Below are 18,709 nucleotides of genomic sequence, written 5' to 3' on the forward strand. Positions count from 1 at the left end.
TCCTCTCGTCCAGTGGCCCTGTGGGCGGGCCCGTACGAGTGGAGAGGGCGCGGGCCGCGCAGCATTACGCGGGTTCGCGGAACTTTTTCCGAAGGCACCGGCACACGACCGGCAGACACAAGCAGCACACGGCCGACAGAGACGGTCAGCACACGGCCGGCAGACGGTCGGCACCCGACCGGAAGCGGCCGGAAAACGTGGCGGAACCTTGCTCGAAGGGGGTAGGTACGCCAGGAGCGGCAGTGGTGCTTGCGCCCGTCTGATAGATGTGGACGCTCAACACGACCCCCGAGCAGATACGGGACGACGGACATGAGCGCCCCAACCCCGGCCCCCGGCGACGACAGGCCCCGCGAAGGGTATTACCCGGACCCCTCCATTCCCGGATATGTCCGGTACTGGAACGGTGCCGCGTGGGTGCCGGGCACCAGCCGGCCGGCGCCGTCCGGAGGCGAGCCGATCTCGTCGCCCGCGGACGAACGGTCCGTGCCCGCCTCCACGGAGGAGACGGGCCCGCACTTCTTCGACGAGGACCCGCCGGCCGCGAGCCCGTCGCCCGCCGACGCCCAGCACGGCAGCCGGCCCGAACCCGCGACCGCGTGGGGCGCCGACCGCTCACGACAGACCGGCTTCGGCGGCGATCCGGACCGCCGGATCCGCTGGGGCAAGCCCGATCCGCGGGTGCCCACCGAGGAGCCGGCCGAGTCCGCCGGCTCCTCCCTGCCGTCCCAGCCCGACGGCAGGTCGGACCACACGGACGGTATGGCCACGTTCCACTCGTCCGAGTCCGAGTCCCGGGCCGATTCCGATGCCGGGTCCGACGGAGGCTCAGGGGCCCTCAAGCCGCCGGGCTCCGGCGGCACGGTGGTGTTCCGCAGGCCCACCGGACCGGTGCGGCCGACCGGAGCCGGCAACGCGGCGGGCTCCGCAGGACCCGGGGGCGCCGGGGGCACGGACAGGGCCGACGGGCCGGCCGGGGGAGCGGGCACGGCGGGAGCCATGGGCGCCGGGCGCGCGCATGTCTCGGGCGGCGATCGTTCGGGCGGTGTCCCCGGCTCCCGTGAACCCCTCGCCTCCGAGGGCACAATGGCCTTCAGGGCCGTGTCACCGCGCGGGGGACAGCAGCGCGGGGCCCAGCCCTCCGCCGCCCAGTCCCCGGCGGCCCAGGCAGCCGCGGCTCAGGCCCAAACAGCCGCCCCCCAGGGCCCCGCAGCCGCCTCCCCGGCCGCCCCCGCCACCCCTCAGCAGTCGACCCCTCAGCGGTCCACCCCCGATACCCCTCCGCAGTCCGGCTCCGGCGCCCCCATGGCCGCGGGTGCCGGTGGCGGGCAGCCCTCCTGGGCCCAGCAGGTGCACCGCCTGGCCGGGCCGGAGGGCGACCAGCCCGTCGTGCCGTGGAAGCCGGTGCGGGAGGACCCGTTCCAGGCGGCGGCCCGCTCGCAGGCGAACGCCCGCCCGGCGGGGCTCGGCAAGCGCCTGGCGGCCAGACTCGTGGACACGATCGTGCTGGCCGCCGTCACCGGCGCGGCCGCCGTTCCGCTGGGCACCAGGGCCCTCGACCACGTCAACGAGAAGATCGACGCGGCCAAGCTGTCGGGCGAGACCGTCACGGTCTGGCTCCTTGACGGCACCACCGCGGTCTACCTCGGCATCATCCTCGCCGTACTGCTCCTCTTCGGTGTCCTCTACGAGGCGTTGCCCACCGCCAAGTGGGGCCGCACCCTCGGCAAGAAGCTGTGCGGCCTCCAGGTGCGGGACATCGAGGGCGGCGACCCGCCGTCGTTCGGTCTGGCGCTGCGCCGCTGGCTCGTCTACAGCGTTCCCGGCCTTCTCGCCATCGGTGTCCTGGGTGTCCTGTGGGGCGCGTTCGACCGCCCGTGGCGCCAGTGCTGGCACGACAAGGCGGCCCACACGTTCGTCGCGGGCTGACCGGTCCCCCGGACGGCCGCCCCCCATTGCGCAGTCGGGGGGTTCGCGGTCGACTCGGGATATGACGACCGAGCCGCCGCCCCCGCCGGATGACGATCCGTTCAAGAAGAAGCCGCCGGACGAGGGCTCGTCCGGACAGCAGCCGCCGCCACCCGGCGAGGGCCCGCCGTTCGACCCCTCGTACGGCAACGAGCCCCCGCCGGGCACCGGTTCCCCGTACGGCGCCACTCCGCCGCCACCGCCCTACGGCGGCGGTGACCCGTACGGCAGCGGTGGTGGTGACCCCTACGGCGGCGGCCCGTACGGCAACGACCCGCTGGCCGGGATGCCTCCGCTCGCCGACAGCGGCAAGCGCACGCTCGCGCGGATCATCGACATGATCCTCGTCGTCATCGTGGTGTGGCTGGTGACGTGGGCCTTCAACGTCAACGAGTACGACGTGGACACGGACAGGATCGACTACGGCAGGTCGTTCGGCCAGTCGCTGATCGCCGCGGTGCTCTACGTCGGCTACGACACCGTCATGACCGCGAGGGCGGGGCAGACCCTCGGCAAGAAGTGGCTGCACCTGCGGGTGGCGAACCTCGACAACGGCTCCACGCCCTCCGTGCAGACCTCGCTGGTCCGTGCGCTGGTCCTGTGGCTGCCGTTCGCGTTCTGCTGCGCGTGCATCTGGACCGCGATCGCGGGTGGTTGGAGCTTCTTCGACAAGCCCTACAAGCAGGGCCTGCACGACAAGGCGGCCAAGACGGTGGTGGTCAGCACGGGCTGAGTTCCACGGGAGTCGGCATGGGCCGAGTCCCCAGGCGGCGCAAACGACCGGCGGGTCCGTGGTCAACGGGCCCGCCGGTTCGCGTTGCGGTTGGGGGCGGGCTCAGGCGCGCTCGCGGACCGGCTCGGACGCCCTGGCGGCCGCGACGGTCTCGCGCCGCACCGGAACCCGGTGTTCCGAGAGGGTGACGGACGCGGGCCGGGCAACGGACGCCGTCGGCAGGGCGGGCTTCGGTACGGGAACCGTCATGGCCACGAGGAGGCCGAGCACGAGGGCGGAGAGTGCGATCACCACGACTCCCAGGCCCGAACTCGTCTGTGACAGCAGCAGCATGGCGAGAGTGGAGAAGATCACGGTGCAGGAACCGTAGGCGAGCTGTGCGGCGGTCGGACGAGGCATGGCTATTCCGATCCTCGGGGTGGGGGTCTCCCCCCGTGCCTCTCGCGATGGGGGAGGGTGCGGATAAGAATCTGGGGTTCGACAACGGTGTCCGGTTGGCAAACCACCGGAAATCCGGCGAGCCGCCAACCGACTCTAATCGGCTGTCTGCCCGAGCGGAACGAGCAGTAAGCGTGACCTAACCCACGGTGCCGGTGCACAGGGGGCGCACGGAGTCATGACGTCCATCAAGTGGACGTTCGAACGCGCCTGTTGATTCGTACACCGTTCTTCCGTGAGCGGACGGATGTCCTTGCGCGGCGCACGACCGCCGGTGCATAGCTCACTTGACCTGTTCAAGTCAAGATCTGTCTTTTCTCCTGCAACTCCGATCGAATGTCGTCACTTGTGACGCGCATAGAGCGCGCGCGGACTCCATGACCTGGACACCCCTCCATTCCGCGCGCCCGGGCGCGGGGGAGGACTGCATCAAGTGACCAGCAGACCATGGACGTTCAGAGCAGCCGCGGTGGGTGTGTCGCTCGCAGCGGCCGCTGCCACGTTCTCGACCTTCGCGGTGGCGCAGGCCGCTGCCGGCGATCAGCCGGCCGCGGCGGCGGGCCGTCAGGATCCGGCCGCGAACCGGCAGGACCCGGCACGCGCCGAGAACCACACCGATCGCGAGCACGACCTGAAGGGCCCGCTGACCGAACGTCAGGAGGCCCAGCGCGAAGAGGCGCTCAAGCAGGTCATATCCGGCGACGCCACCGTCAGGAACCGCGGCGGCTCGCAGGTCGTGAAACTCCAGGACGGCAAGTACGTCGAGCTCGGCCGGGAGAAGACCGACCAGATCTTCACGATCCTCGTGGAGTTCGGCGACAAGACGGACCCCCGCTACGGCGGCACCCCGGGTCCCCTGCACAACCAGATAGCCGAGCCGGACCGCTCCGAGGACAACAGCACGGCCTGGCAGGCGGACTACAACAAGAAGCACTTCGAAGAGCTCTACTTCGGCACCGGCAAGGGTGTCGAGTCGATGAAGAAGTACTACGAGAAGCAGTCCTCGGGCCGCTACTCCATCGGCGGCGCGGTCTCCGACTGGGTCAAGGTGCCCTACAACGAGGCCCGTTACGGCTCCAACAAGTGCGAGCCCGACACCTGCGCGTGGAACGCCGTCGCCGACGGTGTCACCGCCTGGGCCGACGCCCAGAAGGCGGCCGGCAAGTCCGACGCCGACATCAAGTCCGAGCTGGCCGCCTACGACAAGTGGGACCGCAACGACTTCGACGCCGACGGCAACTTCAACGAGCCCGACGGCTACATCGACCACTTCCAGATCGTGCACGCCGGCGAGGACGAGTCCGCGGGCGGCGGCGCCCAGGGCGAGGACGCCATCTGGGCCCACCGCTGGTACGCGTTCGGCACGGACGCCGGCGCCACCGGCCCCACGGGCAACAAGATGGGCGGGGCGCAGATCGGCAGCTCCGGCATCTGGGTCGGCGACTACACCATCCAGCCGGAGAACGGCGGACTCGGCGTCTTCGCCCACGAGTACGGCCACGACCTCGGTCTGCCGGACCACTACGACACCACCAACACCGCCGAGAACTCCACCGGGTTCTGGACGCTGATGTCGTCCGGCTCCTGGCTCGGCGAGGGCAAGGGCACCATCGGTGACCTGCCCGGCGACATGACCGCCTGGGACAAACTCCAGCTCGGCTGGCTGAAGTACGACACGGCCAAGGCCGCGACGCGCTCCACCCACAAGCTGGGCCTGGCGGAGTACAACACCAAGAACGCCCAGGCGCTGGTGGTCGAACTGCCCGAGAAGGAGGTCACCAACCCGGTGGTCACCCCGGCTCAGGGCGACACCCAGTGGTGGAGCGGCAGCGGCGACGACCTCAAGAACACGCTGACCCGTTCCGTCGACCTCACCGGCAAGTCCTCGGCCGCGCTGACCCTCGACGGCTGGTACGACATCGAGACCGACTTCGACTACCTCTACACCGAGGTCTCGACCGACGGCGCCAACTGGACGCCGCTGGACGGCACGGTCGACGGCGCGGCCCTCCCGCGCGACGGCAGTGGCAAGCCCGCGCTGACCGGCACCGTGGACGCGTACAAGAAGCTCTCGTTCCCGCTCGACGCCTACGCGGGCAAGAAGTTCGACCTCCGCTTCCGCTACCAGACCGACGGCGGGGTGGCCCAGAAGGGCTTCGCGGCCGACGTGATCACGGTGACGGCCGACGGTTCGCCGGTCTTCTCGGACAACGCCGAGACCGCCGACGCCGCCTGGAAGACCGACGGCTTCTCCCGCATCGGCGCGGCCGTCACGGACGACTACGCGCAGTACTACATCGCCGAGAACCGCCAGTACGTGTCGTACGACAAGACCCTCAAGTCCGGCCCGTACAACTTCGGCTTCTCGACCACGCGCCCGTCCTGGGTGGAGCACTTCCCGTACCAGAACGGTCTGCTGATCTGGAAGTGGGACACCTCCCAGAACGACAACAACGTCAGCCAGCACGCGGGCTCCGGTCTGCTGCTGCCGGTGGACGCCCACCCGAAGCCGCTGAAGTGGTCCGACGGCACGCTGATGCGCACCCGCATCCAGTCGTACGACTCGCCCTTCAGCTCGTACCGGACGGACGCCCTCAGGCTGCACAAGGCGGACGTCGCCACGAAGATCCCGTCGCTTCCGGGCAACCGGATCTTCGACGACCACAAGAACACGTACTACGACGAGACCAACCCGACCTCGGGCGTCCGCGTCACTGACACCAACACCAAGATCGCGATCGTGAAGGAGCCGCGCGACGGCTCGACGATCACGGTGAAGGTCTCCGCCGCGACGAAGTAAAAGCCATAACTGCAGGTCAAGCCATGATCGGCCGCGACCCCCTGGCGGGTCGCGGCCGATCGTGTTTAGGTGCGTGCTGTGACTCTCTTATTGACACTGGTTCTCACGGGGGTGTGACTGCATGGCCGCAGGAGGTTTCTGCAAGCTGCCGAACGGCACGGTGGTGGTGGCGTTGAACCTGCCACGACCACTCGCCGCGGGCAGCGGCTCGGTACGCGTGCTCGTGCACGCCCAGAACCGCGCCCGCGCCCTGACGCGGCTGCGCAACCTGGGCATGCGGGCGGTGTACCTGCGCGGCAACGCGGAGCCCCCGACCCCGGACGAGATCACCGCGGTCCTGCATCATCCCGACGGCCTCATATGGCGCACGGCACCCGGTGCGGACGCTTGCGCGGCCGAGCTGTGGCATCCGATCCGGGCGCTGATGCGGCGTACGGCCACGCCGCAGGGGTTCTAGGCCGGGCCTCGGACCGGGCAGGGGTGCGCGGGCCGCTGCCGGTTCAGACGACCGGCTTGCCGCTCAGTTCCACGCCCGCGGCGCTCAGCTCCTCCAGGGCCCGCTCGGTGGTCTCCTCGGCCACGCCGGCCGTGAGGTCGAGCAGGACCTGCGTACGGAAGCCCTCGCGGGCCGCGTCCAGGGCGGTGGCGCGGACGCAGTGGTCGGTGGCGATGCCCACCACGTCGACCTCGGTGATCTCGCGGGCGCGCAGCCAGTCGCCCAGCGTCACGCCGTTCTCGTCGGCGCCCTCGAAGCCGCTGTACGCCGCCGCGTACGCCCCCTTGTCGAAGACGGCGTCGATCGCGCCGGAGGCGACCGCCGGGGCGAAGTTCGGGTGGAAGCCGACGCCCTCGGTGCCCGCCACGCAGTGCGCCGGCCAGGAGTGGACGTAGTCGGGGTTGTCGGCGAAGTGGCCGCCGGGGGCGATGTGGTGGTCGCGGGTCGCCACGACGTGGCGGTAGCCCGCGGGGGCCTGCCCGATCAGCTCCGTGATCGCGGCGGCGACATCGGCTCCGCCGGACACGGCGAGGCTGCCGCCTTCGCAGAAGTCGTTCTGCACGTCTACGACGATCAAGGCGCGGCGCATGTCGGTGTCCTTCTGCGGGTTGTAGTGGGCTGATCGTGCAGTTCCCCGCGCCCCTGGCGGGGCGTGACCGTGTGACCGAGTCGTTGCCGTTGCATTCCCGCTCCTCGTCCGTTCATGCCCGTTCGGGCTCGGGGTGGCCTGAGGTGTGCCCCCGGGTGTTCCTCGGATCCGGTCCCACCTGGCTCATACGTACTCGGTCGGAATGACGGCTTCCCCGCGGGAGAGCTGGGTCGCCGAGAGGGGCAGGTTCGCGCGGGCGGCCGCGTGCCGGTCGCGTACGACGTCCAGGGGCTCGCGGGCGAGGACCTGGCCGCCCTTGACGAGCTCCACCAGGAGCTGACGGTCGCTGAGCTCGGCCGGGACGGCCCCGAGGCCGATCACCTCGGCCTCGGCGACCCCGTACGGGTCGAGCCGCCGCGCGGCCCATTTGCGGCCGCCGATGGACGTCTTGCCGCCCGTCGACTTCTTGGCCACCGGAACCAGCGGAGCCTTCGGGTCCGCGGACTCGGCACGGGCGACGAGCTTGTAGACCATCGAACAGGTCGGATGGCCGGATCCCGTCACCAGCTGCGTGCCCACGCCGTACGCGTCCACGGGCGCCGCGGCCAGCGAGGCGATCGCGTACTCGTCCAGGTCCGAGGTCACGATGATGCGGGTGTTCGTGGCGCCCAGCTCGTCCAGCTGCTGGCGTACCCGGTGCGCCACGAGCAGCAGGTCACCGGAGTCGATGCGGACGGCCCCCAGCTCGGGTCCGGCCACCTCGACGGCCAGCCGGACGGCCTCGGCGACGTCGTACGTGTCGACCAGCAGCGTCGTGCCCCGGCCGAGCGAGTCCACCTGGGCCTGGAAGGCGTCCCGCTCGCTGTCGTGGAGGAGCGTGAAGGCATGGGCGCTGGTGCCGACGGTCGGAATGCCGTAACGGAAGCCGGCTGCCAGGTCGGAGGTGGTCGTGAAGCCACCGACGTACGCCGCCCGGGACGCCGCCACCGCGGCCAGTTCGTGGGTGCGGCGGGCGCCCATCTCGATCAGCGGGCGCTCCCCGGCGGCCGAGGCCATCCGGGAGGCGGCGGCCGCGATCGCCGAGTCGTGGTTGAGGATGGAGAGGATCACCGTCTCCAGGAGCACGCACTCCGCGAAGGAGCCCTCGACCCGCAGGATCGGCGACCCGGGGAAGTACACCTCGCCCTCGGGGTAGCCCCAGACGGCGCCGCTGAAGCGGTAGGAGGCCAGCCATTCCAGGGTCGGCTCGTCCACCACACGGCGCTCGCGCAGAAAGCCGAGGACGTCCGCGTCGAAGCGGAAGTTCTCGATCGCGTCCAGCACCCGTCCGGTCCCCGCCACGACACCGTAGCGGCGGCCCTCGGGCAGCCGGCGCGTGAAGACCTCGAAGACCGAGCGCCGGTCGGCGGCCCCGCCCTTGAGGGCGGCCTGCAACATCGTCAGCTCGTAGTGGTCCGTGAAGAGCGCGGTGGAGGGAACATCAACCGGCAGCCCTAGGTCCGCTGCGTTCACTTAGGGTCTCCTCGCGATGACACAGGGGGCACCCCCAGGTCGGCCGGGGGTCCGGGGGTTGGCCCCCGGGAATTGCGGCATGGCAAGGGATGGTACCCCCTATCTCGTCACTCTGACGATTTGTGGGGCTCGTTTGGCCGGGCACCCACCTGTGGTGGCAGCATGGGCCGTGTGACGGCTCCCGCACCCCTAGAGACCGAAAAAACCGAGTCGGCGGAGGAGGTCTTCGCCGTACCCGAGCCCGACGTCCCCTGGGTGACCATCGTCCACAACGACCCGGTCAACCTGATGAGCTACGTGACCTACGTCTTCCAGTCGTACTTCGGCTACTCGAAGGACAAGGCCACCAAGCTGATGCTCGACGTCCACCACAAGGGCCGGGCCGTGGTCTCCAGCGGCACGCGTGAGGAGATGGAACGCGACGTACAGGCCATGCACGGCTACGGTCTGTGGGCCACCCTCCAGCACGACCGGAAATAGACCGGAAGCAGACCGGCGAAACACAGCCCGACCGGCAGTTGCCCGACGCCCGCGCAGTACTGGAAGTAGCGACGCACCTGATGCCAGGACACTTCGAACCGCTCCCCGGCGGCGGCGCGGCCGTCGCCCTCGACGAGGTCGAGATCTCCATCATCCGCTCCCTCGCCGTACAGCTCCTGGAACTCATCGGACCGGGACCGGGCGAGGACGCCTCCGACGACCCGCTCGCCGAGCTGTTCGCGGAGGGCCCGAGCGAACCGCCCTCCGATCCCGTGCTGAAACGGCTCTTCCCCGACGCGTACAGCGGACCCGACGTCGAGGCCGACTCGCGCGAGCAGGCCGAGGAGCAGCGCGCGTACTCGGCGGAGTTCCGCCGCTTCACCGAGAACGACCTGCGCGCCGCCAAGCGCGAGAACGCGCTCACGGTGATCCGATCCCTGGACACGCTCTCGGCCGTGGGGGAGGGCGGCGCGGTCCTCAAGCTGTCCGCCGAGGAGTCCGAGCAGTGGCTGCGTGCCCTCAACGACCTGCGCTTGGCCATCGGATCCCGCCTCGACGTCGTCGACGAGGAGGACACCGACCTCCTCTACCGGCTGCCGGACGAGGACCCGCGCAAGCCGATGGTGATGGCGTATCTGTGGCTGGGCGGGCTCCAGGAGACGTTGGTTGAAACGTTGATGTCCTGACATATTTCGTTCGCTCAGCGGACGCTCAAATCCGAATAACGATCCCGTCACCGTGACCGCGTCCTATGGGGCGCGGTCTGACTTTTGTCCGGTTCTCCCTGTGGTGTGCGCTACACGCGCCTCAGGTGATCAGTGTTGCGGCCGTGATAAATCTTCACGACCGCCCGGCGGGACGCCACCCATGTCCCCGTCGGGTGCGCCACCGGCCGGCGGATCGCCGACCAGGCACGAGCAGGCTCGGGGAGCCTGCTCCGCTCCATTCAATCCGGGGGGATCGGGACCCGATCCGGAGCCGACGACGGCTCGGATCGGCATGGAGAAAGGCGCATCAGACATGACCTCGGTGCAGGTCGGCAAGAACGACGACGGGCACGACCGCCAAGGTGTCGTGGGCAGCGAAGCCCCCGAAGAGGGTTACGAACGCGGCCTCAACAGCCGTCAGGTCCAGATGATCGCGATCGGCGGCGCCATCGGCGTCGGCCTCTTCCTGGGGGCCGGGGCGAACATCGCCAAGGCGGGCCCCAGCCTCATCCTCATGTACGCCCTCGCGGGCGTCATCATCTTCTTCATCATGCGGGCCCTCGGAGAGCTCCTGCTCTACCGCCCGGTCTCGGGCTCCTTCGCGGAGTACTCCCGCGAGTTCCTCGGCCCGTTCTTCGGCTACTTCACCGGCTGGACGTACTGGCTGATGTGGGTCGTCACCGGCATGGCGGAACTCACCGCCGCCGCGATCTACGTCAACTACTGGTTCCCGCAGATCCCGCAGTGGGTCACGGCCCTGGTCTTCCTGCTGGTCCTCTTCGGAGCCAACCTGATCTCGGTGAAGCTCTTCGGCGAGATCGAGTTCTGGTTCTCGATGGTCAAGGTCACCGCCCTCATCGGCATGATCGTGATCGGCCTGGGCGTCCTCACCTTCGGCTTCAGCTCCGCGGGCGACTCGGCGGCCGTCTCCAACCTCTGGGCCTTCGACGGCTTCTTCCCCAAGGGCATCGGCTCGTCCCTGATGACCCTGCAGGGCGTGATGTTCGCGTACCTCGCCGTCGAGCTCGTCGGCGTCACCGCCGGTGAGTCCGAGAACCCCGAGAAGACCCTCCCCAAGGCGATCAACACCCTGCCCTGGCGCATCGCCCTCTTCTACGTCGGCGCCCTCACCGTCATCCTCTGCGTCGTGAAGTGGACCGAGTTCGCACCAGGAGTGAGCCCCTTCGTGGAGGCCTTCGCGAAGATCGGCATCCCGGCGGGCGCGGGCATCGTGAACTTCGTCGTCCTGACGGCGGCCCTGTCCTCCTGCAACTCCGGCATGTACTCCACGGGCCGCATGCTGCGCACCCTGGCGGACAACGGCGAGGCCCCCAGGATCTTCAACAAGCTGTCCTCCACCAAGACGCCCGCGCTCGGCATCACCGTCTCCATGCTCTTCATGGGCATCGGCGTGATTCTGAACTACATCGTCCCGGAGAAGGCCTTCGGCTACGTCACCTCGGTGGCCACCGCGGCCGGCATCTGGACCTGGCTGATGATCCTGGCCAGCCACATCCTGTACCGCCGCGCGGTCGACGCCGGGCGGCTGCCCGCCTCGTCCTTCCCGGCCCCGGGCGGCTCGAAGCTCAGCTGGGTCGCGGTCGTGTTCCTGCTCTTCGTCACCTGCCTCATCGCGTACGACGCCGACTCCCGAGTCTGCCTCTACGTGATGGCCGGCTGGGCGGCGGCACTGGGCATCGGCTGGGCCGTACTGAAGTCGCGGAACCCGGAGGTCACGGAGCGCCGCGACCCCGAGTTCGAGAAGATCGGCTGACGGACCTGGCGCAGAACATGTAGGGCTCGTGGCCCAGCATGTGGGCCTCCCCGTACCACCCCTCGGTACGGGGAGGCCCTTCTGCTTATCCTGACGACCATGCTGACCATCACCCAGGCCCTCGTCGACCAGATCGTCGCGCACGCGCGCCAGGACCACCCCGACGAGGCGTGCGGCGTGGTCGCCGGCCCGGAGGGCACCGGCCGCCCCGAGCGGTTCATCCCGATGCTCAACGCCGCGCGCTCGCCCACGTTCTACGAGTTCGACTCCGGCGACCTCCTCAAGCTCTACCGCGAGCTGGACGACCGCGACGAGGAACCGGTCGTCATCTACCACTCCCACACGGCCACCGAGGCGTACCCCTCACGCACCGACATCTCGTACGCGAACGAGCCCGGCGCGCACTACGTCCTGGTCTCCACGGCGGACGCCGACGACGCCGGGCCCTTCCAGTTCCGGTCCTTCCGGATCCTGGAGGGCGAGGTGACGGAGGAGGAGGTCACGGTCGTGGAGACGTACTGATCCCGTATTTCGGTCAGAATTCATCCAGCATCTGAGATCACATTCCAGAACCCGGACCGGGAATCGATACGATGACCCCATGGTTTCCCACGACGTGAGCGACAAGACCCCGGGCATGCTGCTCGTGGCACGGTTGCACGTCGACCTGTGCAGGCTGCAGAGCGCCATCTGTACGCGCTGAACCCTGCCGCCGTACGGCCGTGAGCCGCGGCGCCTCACGACGCACTGCCCCGCTTTTCTGCGCTGCCGCGCGCCCACCGACCGACTCACTCCCGACAGGAGCCCACAGTCATGGCCATCGAGGTCCGCATCCCCACCATCCTCCGCACCTACACCGACGGCCAGAAGGCCGTCGAGGGCGGCGGGGAGACCCTCGCCGCTCTCTTCGCCGACCTGGAGACCCGCCATGCGGGCATCCAGGCCCGCATCGTGGACGGCGGCGAGCTGCGCCGCTTCGTGAACGTGTACCTGAACGACGAGGACGTGCGCTTCCTCGACGGCATCAACACCAAGCTGACCGACGGCGACAACGTCACGATCCTGCCGGCCGTGGCCGGCGGCATGGTCTGACCGGCACCGGGCTCTGATCGCTGATGCGTTACGACTCCCCGCTGGCCGCGGTGGGCAACACCCCTCTGGTGCGCCTGCCGCGGCTCTCGCCGTCCGCCGACGTCCGCATCTGGGCGAAGCTGGAGGACCGCAATCCGACCGGCTCGGTCAAGGACCGTCCCGCGCTCCACATGATCGAACAGGCGGAGAAGGACGGCCGGTTGACGCCCGGCTGCACGATTCTGGAGCCCACCTCCGGCAACACCGGCATCTCGCTCGCCATGGCGGCGAAGCTCAAGGGCTACCGCATGGTCTGCGTCATGCCCGAGAACACCTCACAGGAGAGGCGGGAACTGCTCGGCATGTGGGGCGCCGAGATCATCCCGTCTCCGGCGGCCGGGGGCTCGAACACGACGGTGCGGGTGGCGAAGGAGCTGGCCGCCGAGCACCCCGACTGGGTGATGCTCTACCAGTACGGGAACCCCGACAACGCGGGTGCGCACTACGCCACGACGGGGCCGGAGATCCTGGCGGACCTGCCCTCCGTCACGCACTTCGTCGCAGGGCTCGGCACCACCGGCACGCTGATGGGTGTGGGCCGCTTCCTCCGCGAGCACAAGCCCGACGTCAAGATCGTCGCGGCTGAGCCGCGGTACGACGACCTCGTGTACGGGCTTCGGAACCTCGACGAGGGATTCGTGCCCGAGCTCTACGACGCGTCCGTCCTGACGACCCGGTTCTCCGTCGGCTCCGCCGACGCCGTGACCCGTACGCGGGAGCTGTTGCAGCAGGAGGGGATCTTCGCGGGTGTCTCCACGGGGGCGGCGCTGCACGCGGCGATCGGAGTCGGACAGAAGTCCGTGAAGTCGGGCGAGCCCGCCGACATCGTCTTCGTCGTGGCCGACGGCGGCTGGAAGTACCTCTCCACGGGGGTCTACACAGCCGCCACGACGGAAGAGGCCATCGAAACACTGCAGGGCCAGCTCTGGGCGTAGCGGGGTTCCTCGCCCCCGCCGCCCCTACCCGTTTTCGTCCCCTGGGGTGCGATTTCGGGTGCGGGCCCGGCTGTGGCTGGTCGCGCAGTTCCCCGCGCCCCTGAAAAGCGGGGCTGCGCCCCTGCTTTTCACCCCGTCCGCGCACGGCTACCCGTCCGCCCTCATCAGCCCCCACCCACCCAGCCCCTCCGGCGTTTGAGGAGCGGGGGCTCGGGGGCTGGCCCCCGAGTAGTGACGGGAACGGGCAGGGGCGGCGGGGGCGAGGAAGATCCCTAGCGGGTCAGGTCGCGGACCTGGTCCCAGATCGCGGGGTCCACCGGGCCCACCCGTCGGCGGAAGTCCCGTACCGGCAGACCCCGCAGCTCGGACGTTTCGAGGAAGCTGGCCCGCCCGCGGGCGTCCCCGACGGACCCGGGCGGAAGCGGGATGACCCCGGCCCGCCGCTCGTCCTGGTGCTTGCTGGTGATCTTGGCGACGACAGCGGTACGGCCCCGCACGGACAGGACGAGACAGGGCCGGTCCTTCGCCCCGGGCCCGTCCTCGTAGGGAACGTTCGCCCACCAGATCTCGGCAGGCCGCGGACGGGAAGTTCGGGAAGAACGCAGGAGCCCGCCCCGGCCCCGCGGCCGCCCCGGAGGACGGTCCGCCCGGCGACCGGGCGACCGGCCTGTCGAACGGCTCCGCGAACGGCCCCGCCCGCGGGAGGACCCCCGCCCCCACCCGTCCACCAGCGTCGCGACACCCGCCAGTAGCACCACCGCCACCAACGCGAGCCACCACGACGCATCCATGGATATGACGGTACCGGCGTGACCGGGCCCACGCTTGGCCACCCCGCTGGCCCCCGAACCGGTGACACCGCAGGTGAGTTCCCCCACAACAGCCCTCGACGGAGGAGCGACAGGACCTTTTGCGCCTTACGCTCGACGGACCGCACGACCCCCGTCTTCACTCCCCGCCAGCGGAGGTTTCTGCTTTATGAAGCTCACCGTCGTCGGCTGCTCGGGGTCGTTCCCGTCCGCGGAATCGGCCTGCTCGAGCTACCTCGTCGAGGCCGACGGCTTCCGGCTGCTTCTCGACATGGGCAACGGTGCCCTTGGCGAGCTGCAGCGCCACTGCGGTCTCTACGACCTTGACGCGATCTTCCTCAGCCATCTGCACGCCGACCACTGCATCGACATGTGCGCGTACTTCGTCGCGCGCTACTACCGCCATGACGGCGGCCGCTGCGATCCGATCCCCGTCTACGGACCAGAGGGCACGGAGCAGCGCCTGACCACCGCGTACGCGGACACTCCCTCCGCCTCCTCCATGAGTGAGGTCTTCGACTTCCACACGGTCAAGCCGGGCTCCTTCGAGATCGGCCCGTTCTCGGTGCACACCGAGAAGGTGAGCCACCCCGTGGAGGCGTACGGCATCCGTGTCGAGCACGGCGGCCGGTCGCTCACGTACTCCGGGGACACCGGCGTGTGCGACACCCTCGACGAACTCGCCCGGGACACCGACCTGTTCCTCTGCGAGGCCGCGTTCACGCACGGCAAGGAGAACATCCCGGATCTCCACCTCAACGGCCGCGAGGCCGGCGAGACCGCGGCCCGCGCAGCGGCCCGCCGCCTGGTCCTGACCCACATCCCGCCGTGGACGGACCCCCAGGCGAACCTGGCGGACGCCCGAGCGGTGTTCGGAGGGCCGGTGGAACTCGCGACACCGCGGGTCACGTACGAGATCTGACGTCGTCCGTACGCAGCACTGCGCAGGGTTACGCGGCACAAGGCCCCCGGAGCCGATCGGCTCCGGGGGCCTTCGTCATGCTTCGGGCCTTGGTCCTCAGGCCCTGGTCGTCACGCCTTGGTGAGGTCCTCGACCTCCTCGTCGGGCTCACGGCCCGGCGTCGCGAGGTTGAACCTGATGATCGCGAAGCGGAAGGTCACGTAGTAGATCGCCGCGAAGACCAGGCCGATCGGGATGATCATCCATGGCTTGGTGGCGAGGTTCCAGTTCAGGAAGTAGTCGATGGCACCGGCGGAGAAACTGAAGCCGTGGTGGACGCCCAGCGCCCAGGTGACGGCCATCGAGATCGCGGTGAGGACCGCGTGGATCACGTACAGGACCGGCGCGATGAACATGAACGCGAACTCGATCGGTTCGGTGATACCCGTGACGAAGGAGGTCAGCGCGAGGGAGACCATCATGCCGCCGACGGCCTTGCGGCGCTCGGGGCGGGCGCAGTGCGTGATCGCCAGGGCGGCGGCCGGGAGCGCGAACATCATGATGGGGAAGAAGCCCGTCATGAACTGACCGGCGGTCGGGTCGCCGTGGAAGAAGCGGGGCAGGTCACCGTGCCAGACGGCGCCGGCGGAGTCCGTGTAGGTGCCGATCTCCTGCCAGGCGACGGTGTTCACGAACTGGTGCATGCCGACCGGCAGCAGCGCGCGGTTGATCGCGCCGAAGATGCCCGCGCCGACCGCGCCGAGGCCGGTCATCCACTCGCCGAAGTTGGTGATGACATCGCCGATGGGCTCCCAGACGAGGCCGAAGAAGACGCCGACGGCGGTGCCGATGAAGGCCATCAGGATCGGCACGAGACGGCGGCCGTTGAAGAAGCCGAGCCAGTCGGGGAGCTTGGTGCGGTGGAAGCGCTGCCAGGTGACCGCGGCTATCAGGCCCATCACGATGCCGCCGAGGACCTTGGGGTCGTTGTAGGTCGCGGCGACGTCCGCGCCCTTCTGGACCTTGGCCTCGCTGATCGGGAACGCGGTGAGCACGTTCTTGTAGACGAGGAAACCGACGAGCGCCGCGAGCGCGGTGGAGCCGTCCGACTTCTTGGCGAAGCCGATGGCGATGCCGACGCAGAACAGCAACGGCAGGTTGGCGAAGACCGCGTCGCCGGCGGTGGCGAACACGGACGCGACCTTGTTCCAGCCGAGCCCGTCCGCGCCGAACACATCGGGCTGGCCGAGACGGAGCAGGATGCCGGCGGCCGGCAGCACGGCAATGGGGAGCTGCAGGCTGCGGCCGACCTTCTGCAGGCCCTGGAACAGGCCGGATCCCCACTTCTTCGCGGGGGCCGCCGGAGCTGTGGCGGTGGTCATGGTTCCTCCATGTGCAGGGTGCTGCCGGGGACGGGAAATGAACGGAAGGAAATTGCACGGGGGATGGACAGCATCCACGTGGTCTACACCACTCAGTGGTGTAGACCTGTTGTAGCACGGTGAAGGTGAGATAAGGAACCCGCAGTTTTTGTGGCCTGGGCCATAGCGGAACAAGCATCAACAAACACGACGAAGGGCCCACGGAACGGGGAGTTCCGGGGCCCTTTGTGCTGTTCGTGCAGTGGTGCGTTCCTGCCGCGGCGCGTGACGCGTTGGCGGCCGGCGCCTGGTGCGCTACGCCTTCGTCACGTCCTCGACCTCGTCCTCCGGCTCCCGGCCGGGCGTCGGCAGGTCGAACTTCGTGATCGCGAACCGGAAGACCACGTAGTAGACGACGGCGAAGCACAGGCCGATCGGAATGATCGCCCAGGGTTTCGTGGCCAGATTCCAGTTGATGACGTAGTCGATCAGGCCCGCCGAGAAACTGAAGCCGTCGTGCACACCCAGACCCCACGTCACCGCCATCGAGGCGCCCGTGAGAACCGCGTGCACCGCGTACAGGGCGGGCGCGATGAACACGAAGGAGTACTCGATCGGTTCCGTGATGCCCGTGACGAACGACGTCAGGGCGATCGACATCATCAGGCCGCCAATTTCCTTGCGGCGCTGGGGTTTTGCGCAGTGCGTCATCGCCAGGCACGCCGCCGGCAGCGCGAACATCATGATGGGGAAGAAGCCCGACGTGAACTGGCCCGCGTCCGGGTCGCCCGCCAGGAACATGTTGATGTCGCCGTGCACGACCGTGCCGTCCGGCTTGGTGTAACTGCCGAACTGGAACCACATGGGCACGTTCAGGAACTGGTGCAGCCCGATCACCAGCAGCGCGCGGTTGGCGATACCGAAGAGGCCCGCACCCCACGAACCCAGACTCACCAGCCAGTCGCTGAAGTCCTCGAGACCCCGGCCGATCGGCGGCCACACCCACAGGCACAGCGCCGCGAAGGCGATCGCCACGAACGCCATGATGATCGGGACGAGACGGCGGCCATTGAAGAAGCCGAGCCAGTCCACCAGCTTGGTGCGGTGGTAACGCTGCCAGAAGTAGGCCGCCATCAGCCCCATGACGATGCCGCCGAAGACACCCGGATTCTGGTAGGTGAAGACCACCACCGAGCCGTCGTCCGCCTGACAGCCGGCCGCCACCACCTTCGCCTGCTCCGCGCAGTCCTCCGGGAACTGCCGCAGCACGTTGTAGTAGACGAGGAATCCGGCCACCGCCGCGAGCGCCGTCGAACCGTCGGCCTTCTTCGCCATACCGATCGCCACACCGACACAGAACAGCAGCGGCAGACCGAGCGAACCGTCCAGCAGCGCGCCGCCCGCGCCCGCCATCACCTTGGAGACGTTCGTCCAGCCCAGACCGTCGTCCCCGAACACGTCCGGCTGACCCAGGCGGTTGAGAATGCCGGCGGCCGGCAGCACGGCGATGGGCAGTTGGAGGCTGCGGCCCATCTTCTGCAGACCCTGGAACAGGTTGCTCCAACGGGCGCGCGCGGGCGCGGCGGCGCTGTCGGCACTCATCGGCGGTCCTCCTGCATCCTCCCGCGCCCCTCCGCCGGACTTCAGCCGCCCCTCCGCACCCGCTGGAACGGGGGCGGGTTTGGCGGCCGTTGAAAACTGGTGTAGACCAGTCGGCGAACGGTTGCGCTGTCGTGTTCGCCATCATTCGGTACGGGTGACGTGACCGCTCGCGAAGATGGGCCAACTGTGGGTTACTGCGACAAAGCGGTTCGGATCAGGGAGTAGGACATGGCCAGCAAGGCTGAGAAGATCGTCGCCGGGCTCGGCGGCATCGAGAACATCGAAGAGGTCGAGGGCTGCATCACCCGCCTCCGCACCGAGGTCATCGACCCGAGCAAGGTCGACGAGGCCGCCCTGAAGGCCGCGGGCGCCCACGGCGTCGTCAAGATGGGCAACGCCATCCAGGTCGTCATCGGCACCGACGCGGACCCGATCGCCGCGGACATCGAAGACATGATGTGAACCCTCGGACT

19 protein-coding genes are annotated in these 18,709 nt (G+C 69.1%); 13 read left to right on the plus strand and 6 right to left on the minus strand.

Going from position 1 to position 18,709, the window contains the following annotated elements; all coding sequences use genetic code 11:
• The first annotated feature begins 312 nt into the window (after positions 1–312).
• Positions 313–1,929 carry an RDD family protein gene (locus tag OG718_RS33470; protein ID WP_328845917.1) on the plus strand — a complete coding sequence of 539 codons (1,617 nt, stop codon included), beginning with the start codon at positions 313–315 and terminating at the stop codon, positions 1,927–1,929.
• A gap of 61 nt (positions 1,930–1,990) precedes the next feature.
• Positions 1,991–2,701 carry an RDD family protein gene (locus OG718_RS33475; RefSeq protein WP_143632643.1) on the plus strand — a complete coding sequence of 237 codons (711 nt, stop codon included), beginning with the start codon at positions 1,991–1,993 and terminating at the stop codon, positions 2,699–2,701.
• A gap of 102 nt (positions 2,702–2,803) precedes the next feature.
• On the opposite strand, the gene OG718_RS33480 is transcribed toward OG718_RS33475, so the two are convergent.
• Positions 2,804–3,100: a hypothetical protein gene (locus OG718_RS33480; protein WP_328845918.1), complete on the minus strand. Its 297-nt coding sequence runs from the start codon at positions 3,098–3,100 to the stop codon at positions 2,804–2,806.
• 472 nt (positions 3,101–3,572) lie between these two features.
• Here OG718_RS33480 and OG718_RS33485 point away from each other — a divergent pair, with 472 nt between their 5' ends.
• Positions 3,573–5,939 (plus strand): immune inhibitor A domain-containing protein, encoded by a 2,367-nt coding sequence (locus OG718_RS33485; RefSeq protein WP_143632639.1) that lies wholly within the window; start codon positions 3,573–3,575, stop codon positions 5,937–5,939.
• Between the two features lie 121 nt (positions 5,940–6,060).
• Positions 6,061–6,396, plus strand: a complete 336-nt coding sequence (locus OG718_RS33490) for a hypothetical protein (RefSeq protein WP_143632637.1) — start codon at positions 6,061–6,063, stop codon at positions 6,394–6,396.
• Between the two features lie 43 nt (positions 6,397–6,439).
• On the opposite strand, the gene OG718_RS33495 is transcribed toward OG718_RS33490, so the two are convergent.
• Both OG718_RS33495 and OG718_RS33500 read right to left on the minus strand, forming a co-directional pair.
• Complete coding sequence (locus OG718_RS33495; protein WP_143632635.1) at positions 6,440–7,024, minus strand: nicotinamidase; 585 nt, start codon at positions 7,022–7,024, stop codon at positions 6,440–6,442.
• Positions 7,025–7,207: 183 nt separating this feature from the next.
• Positions 7,208–8,536, minus strand: coding sequence for a nicotinate phosphoribosyltransferase (locus tag OG718_RS33500; RefSeq protein ID WP_328845919.1), 1,329 nt, complete (start codon positions 8,534–8,536; stop codon positions 7,208–7,210).
• A gap of 162 nt (positions 8,537–8,698) precedes the next feature.
• Between OG718_RS33500 and clpS the strand changes: the two genes are divergently transcribed.
• From clpS to OG718_RS33535, 7 genes are all read left to right on the plus strand, one after another.
• The gene (gene clpS / locus OG718_RS33505; RefSeq protein WP_143632631.1) at positions 8,699–9,016 is read left to right on the plus strand and encodes an ATP-dependent Clp protease adapter ClpS; all 318 of its coding nucleotides are present in this window, start codon (positions 8,699–8,701) and stop codon (positions 9,014–9,016) included.
• Between the two features lie 80 nt (positions 9,017–9,096).
• Complete coding sequence (locus OG718_RS33510; RefSeq protein WP_143632629.1) at positions 9,097–9,702, plus strand: DUF2017 domain-containing protein; 606 nt, start codon at positions 9,097–9,099, stop codon at positions 9,700–9,702.
• 334 nt (positions 9,703–10,036) lie between these two features.
• A complete protein-coding gene (locus OG718_RS33515; RefSeq protein ID WP_143632627.1) occupies positions 10,037–11,497 on the plus strand; it encodes an amino acid permease in 1,461 nt (486 codons plus the stop codon).
• Between the two features lie 99 nt (positions 11,498–11,596).
• Positions 11,597–12,019: a Mov34/MPN/PAD-1 family protein gene (locus OG718_RS33520; protein ID WP_055617035.1), complete on the plus strand. Its 423-nt coding sequence runs from the start codon at positions 11,597–11,599 to the stop codon at positions 12,017–12,019.
• Positions 12,020–12,098: 79 nt separating this feature from the next.
• The gene (locus OG718_RS33525; protein ID WP_313904860.1) at positions 12,099–12,200 is read left to right on the plus strand and encodes a putative leader peptide; all 102 of its coding nucleotides are present in this window, start codon (positions 12,099–12,101) and stop codon (positions 12,198–12,200) included.
• Positions 12,201–12,310: 110 nt separating this feature from the next.
• Positions 12,311–12,589 carry a MoaD/ThiS family protein gene (locus OG718_RS33530; protein WP_143632625.1) on the plus strand — a complete coding sequence of 93 codons (279 nt, stop codon included), beginning with the start codon at positions 12,311–12,313 and terminating at the stop codon, positions 12,587–12,589.
• Positions 12,590–12,612: 23 nt separating this feature from the next.
• Positions 12,613–13,563 (plus strand): PLP-dependent cysteine synthase family protein, encoded by a 951-nt coding sequence (locus OG718_RS33535; protein WP_328845920.1) that lies wholly within the window; start codon positions 12,613–12,615, stop codon positions 13,561–13,563.
• 272 nt (positions 13,564–13,835) lie between these two features.
• Here OG718_RS33535 and OG718_RS33540 read toward each other — a convergent pair whose 3' ends face one another.
• Complete coding sequence (locus tag OG718_RS33540) at positions 13,836–14,354, minus strand: type II toxin-antitoxin system PemK/MazF family toxin (RefSeq protein ID WP_306939774.1); 519 nt, start codon at positions 14,352–14,354, stop codon at positions 13,836–13,838.
• Positions 14,355–14,541: 187 nt separating this feature from the next.
• Between OG718_RS33540 and OG718_RS33545 the strand changes: the two genes are divergently transcribed.
• Positions 14,542–15,294, plus strand: coding sequence for an MBL fold metallo-hydrolase (locus OG718_RS33545; RefSeq protein ID WP_143632621.1), 753 nt, complete (start codon positions 14,542–14,544; stop codon positions 15,292–15,294).
• Between the two features lie 110 nt (positions 15,295–15,404).
• Here the strand turns inward: OG718_RS33545 and OG718_RS33550 are convergent, their stop codons facing one another.
• A complete protein-coding gene (locus OG718_RS33550; protein ID WP_143632619.1) occupies positions 15,405–16,655 on the minus strand; it encodes a PTS transporter subunit EIIC in 1,251 nt (416 codons plus the stop codon).
• 294 nt (positions 16,656–16,949) lie between these two features.
• A complete protein-coding gene (locus OG718_RS33555; RefSeq protein WP_306939777.1) occupies positions 16,950–18,236 on the minus strand; it encodes a PTS transporter subunit EIIC in 1,287 nt (428 codons plus the stop codon).
• Between the two features lie 228 nt (positions 18,237–18,464).
• On the opposite strand from OG718_RS33555, the gene OG718_RS33560 reads away from it, so the two are divergent.
• A complete protein-coding gene (locus OG718_RS33560; RefSeq protein ID WP_055611837.1) occupies positions 18,465–18,698 on the plus strand; it encodes a glucose PTS transporter subunit EIIB in 234 nt (77 codons plus the stop codon).
• Positions 18,699–18,709: the final 11 nt, after the last annotated feature.

This window comes from Streptomyces sp. NBC_00258, assembly GCF_036182465.1.
Classification (GTDB): Bacteria; Actinomycetota; Actinomycetes; order Streptomycetales; family Streptomycetaceae; genus Streptomyces.

Coding starts and splice junctions, on each gene's coding strand:
- OG718_RS33530 (WP_143632625.1), top strand. CDS start 12,311: ATGGCCATCGAGGTCCGCATCCCCACCATCCTCCGCACCTACACCGAC.
- OG718_RS33545 (WP_143632621.1), top strand. CDS start 14,542: ATGAAGCTCACCGTCGTCGGCTGCTCGGGGTCGTTCCCGTCCGCGGAA.
- OG718_RS33490 (WP_143632637.1), top strand. CDS start 6,061: ATGGCCGCAGGAGGTTTCTGCAAGCTGCCGAACGGCACGGTGGTGGTG.
- OG718_RS33540 (WP_306939774.1), bottom strand. CDS start 14,354: ATGGATGCGTCGTGGTGGCTCGCGTTGGTGGCGGTGGTGCTACTGGCG.
- OG718_RS33480 (WP_328845918.1), bottom strand. CDS start 3,100: ATGCCTCGTCCGACCGCCGCACAGCTCGCCTACGGTTCCTGCACCGTG.
- OG718_RS33550 (WP_143632619.1), bottom strand. CDS start 16,655: ATGACCACCGCCACAGCTCCGGCGGCCCCCGCGAAGAAGTGGGGATCC.
- OG718_RS33555 (WP_306939777.1), bottom strand. CDS start 18,236: ATGAGTGCCGACAGCGCCGCCGCGCCCGCGCGCGCCCGTTGGAGCAAC.
- OG718_RS33535 (WP_328845920.1), top strand. CDS start 12,613: ATGCGTTACGACTCCCCGCTGGCCGCGGTGGGCAACACCCCTCTGGTG.
- OG718_RS33525 (WP_313904860.1), top strand. CDS start 12,099: ATGGTTTCCCACGACGTGAGCGACAAGACCCCGGGCATGCTGCTCGTG.
- clpS (WP_143632631.1), top strand. CDS start 8,699: ATGGGCCGTGTGACGGCTCCCGCACCCCTAGAGACCGAAAAAACCGAG.
- OG718_RS33515 (WP_143632627.1), top strand. CDS start 10,037: ATGACCTCGGTGCAGGTCGGCAAGAACGACGACGGGCACGACCGCCAA.
- OG718_RS33510 (WP_143632629.1), top strand. CDS start 9,097: ATGCCAGGACACTTCGAACCGCTCCCCGGCGGCGGCGCGGCCGTCGCC.
- OG718_RS33475 (WP_143632643.1), top strand. CDS start 1,991: ATGACGACCGAGCCGCCGCCCCCGCCGGATGACGATCCGTTCAAGAAG.
- OG718_RS33470 (WP_328845917.1), top strand. CDS start 313: ATGAGCGCCCCAACCCCGGCCCCCGGCGACGACAGGCCCCGCGAAGGG.
- OG718_RS33520 (WP_055617035.1), top strand. CDS start 11,597: ATGCTGACCATCACCCAGGCCCTCGTCGACCAGATCGTCGCGCACGCG.
- OG718_RS33495 (WP_143632635.1), bottom strand. CDS start 7,024: ATGCGCCGCGCCTTGATCGTCGTAGACGTGCAGAACGACTTCTGCGAA.
- OG718_RS33560 (WP_055611837.1), top strand. CDS start 18,465: ATGGCCAGCAAGGCTGAGAAGATCGTCGCCGGGCTCGGCGGCATCGAG.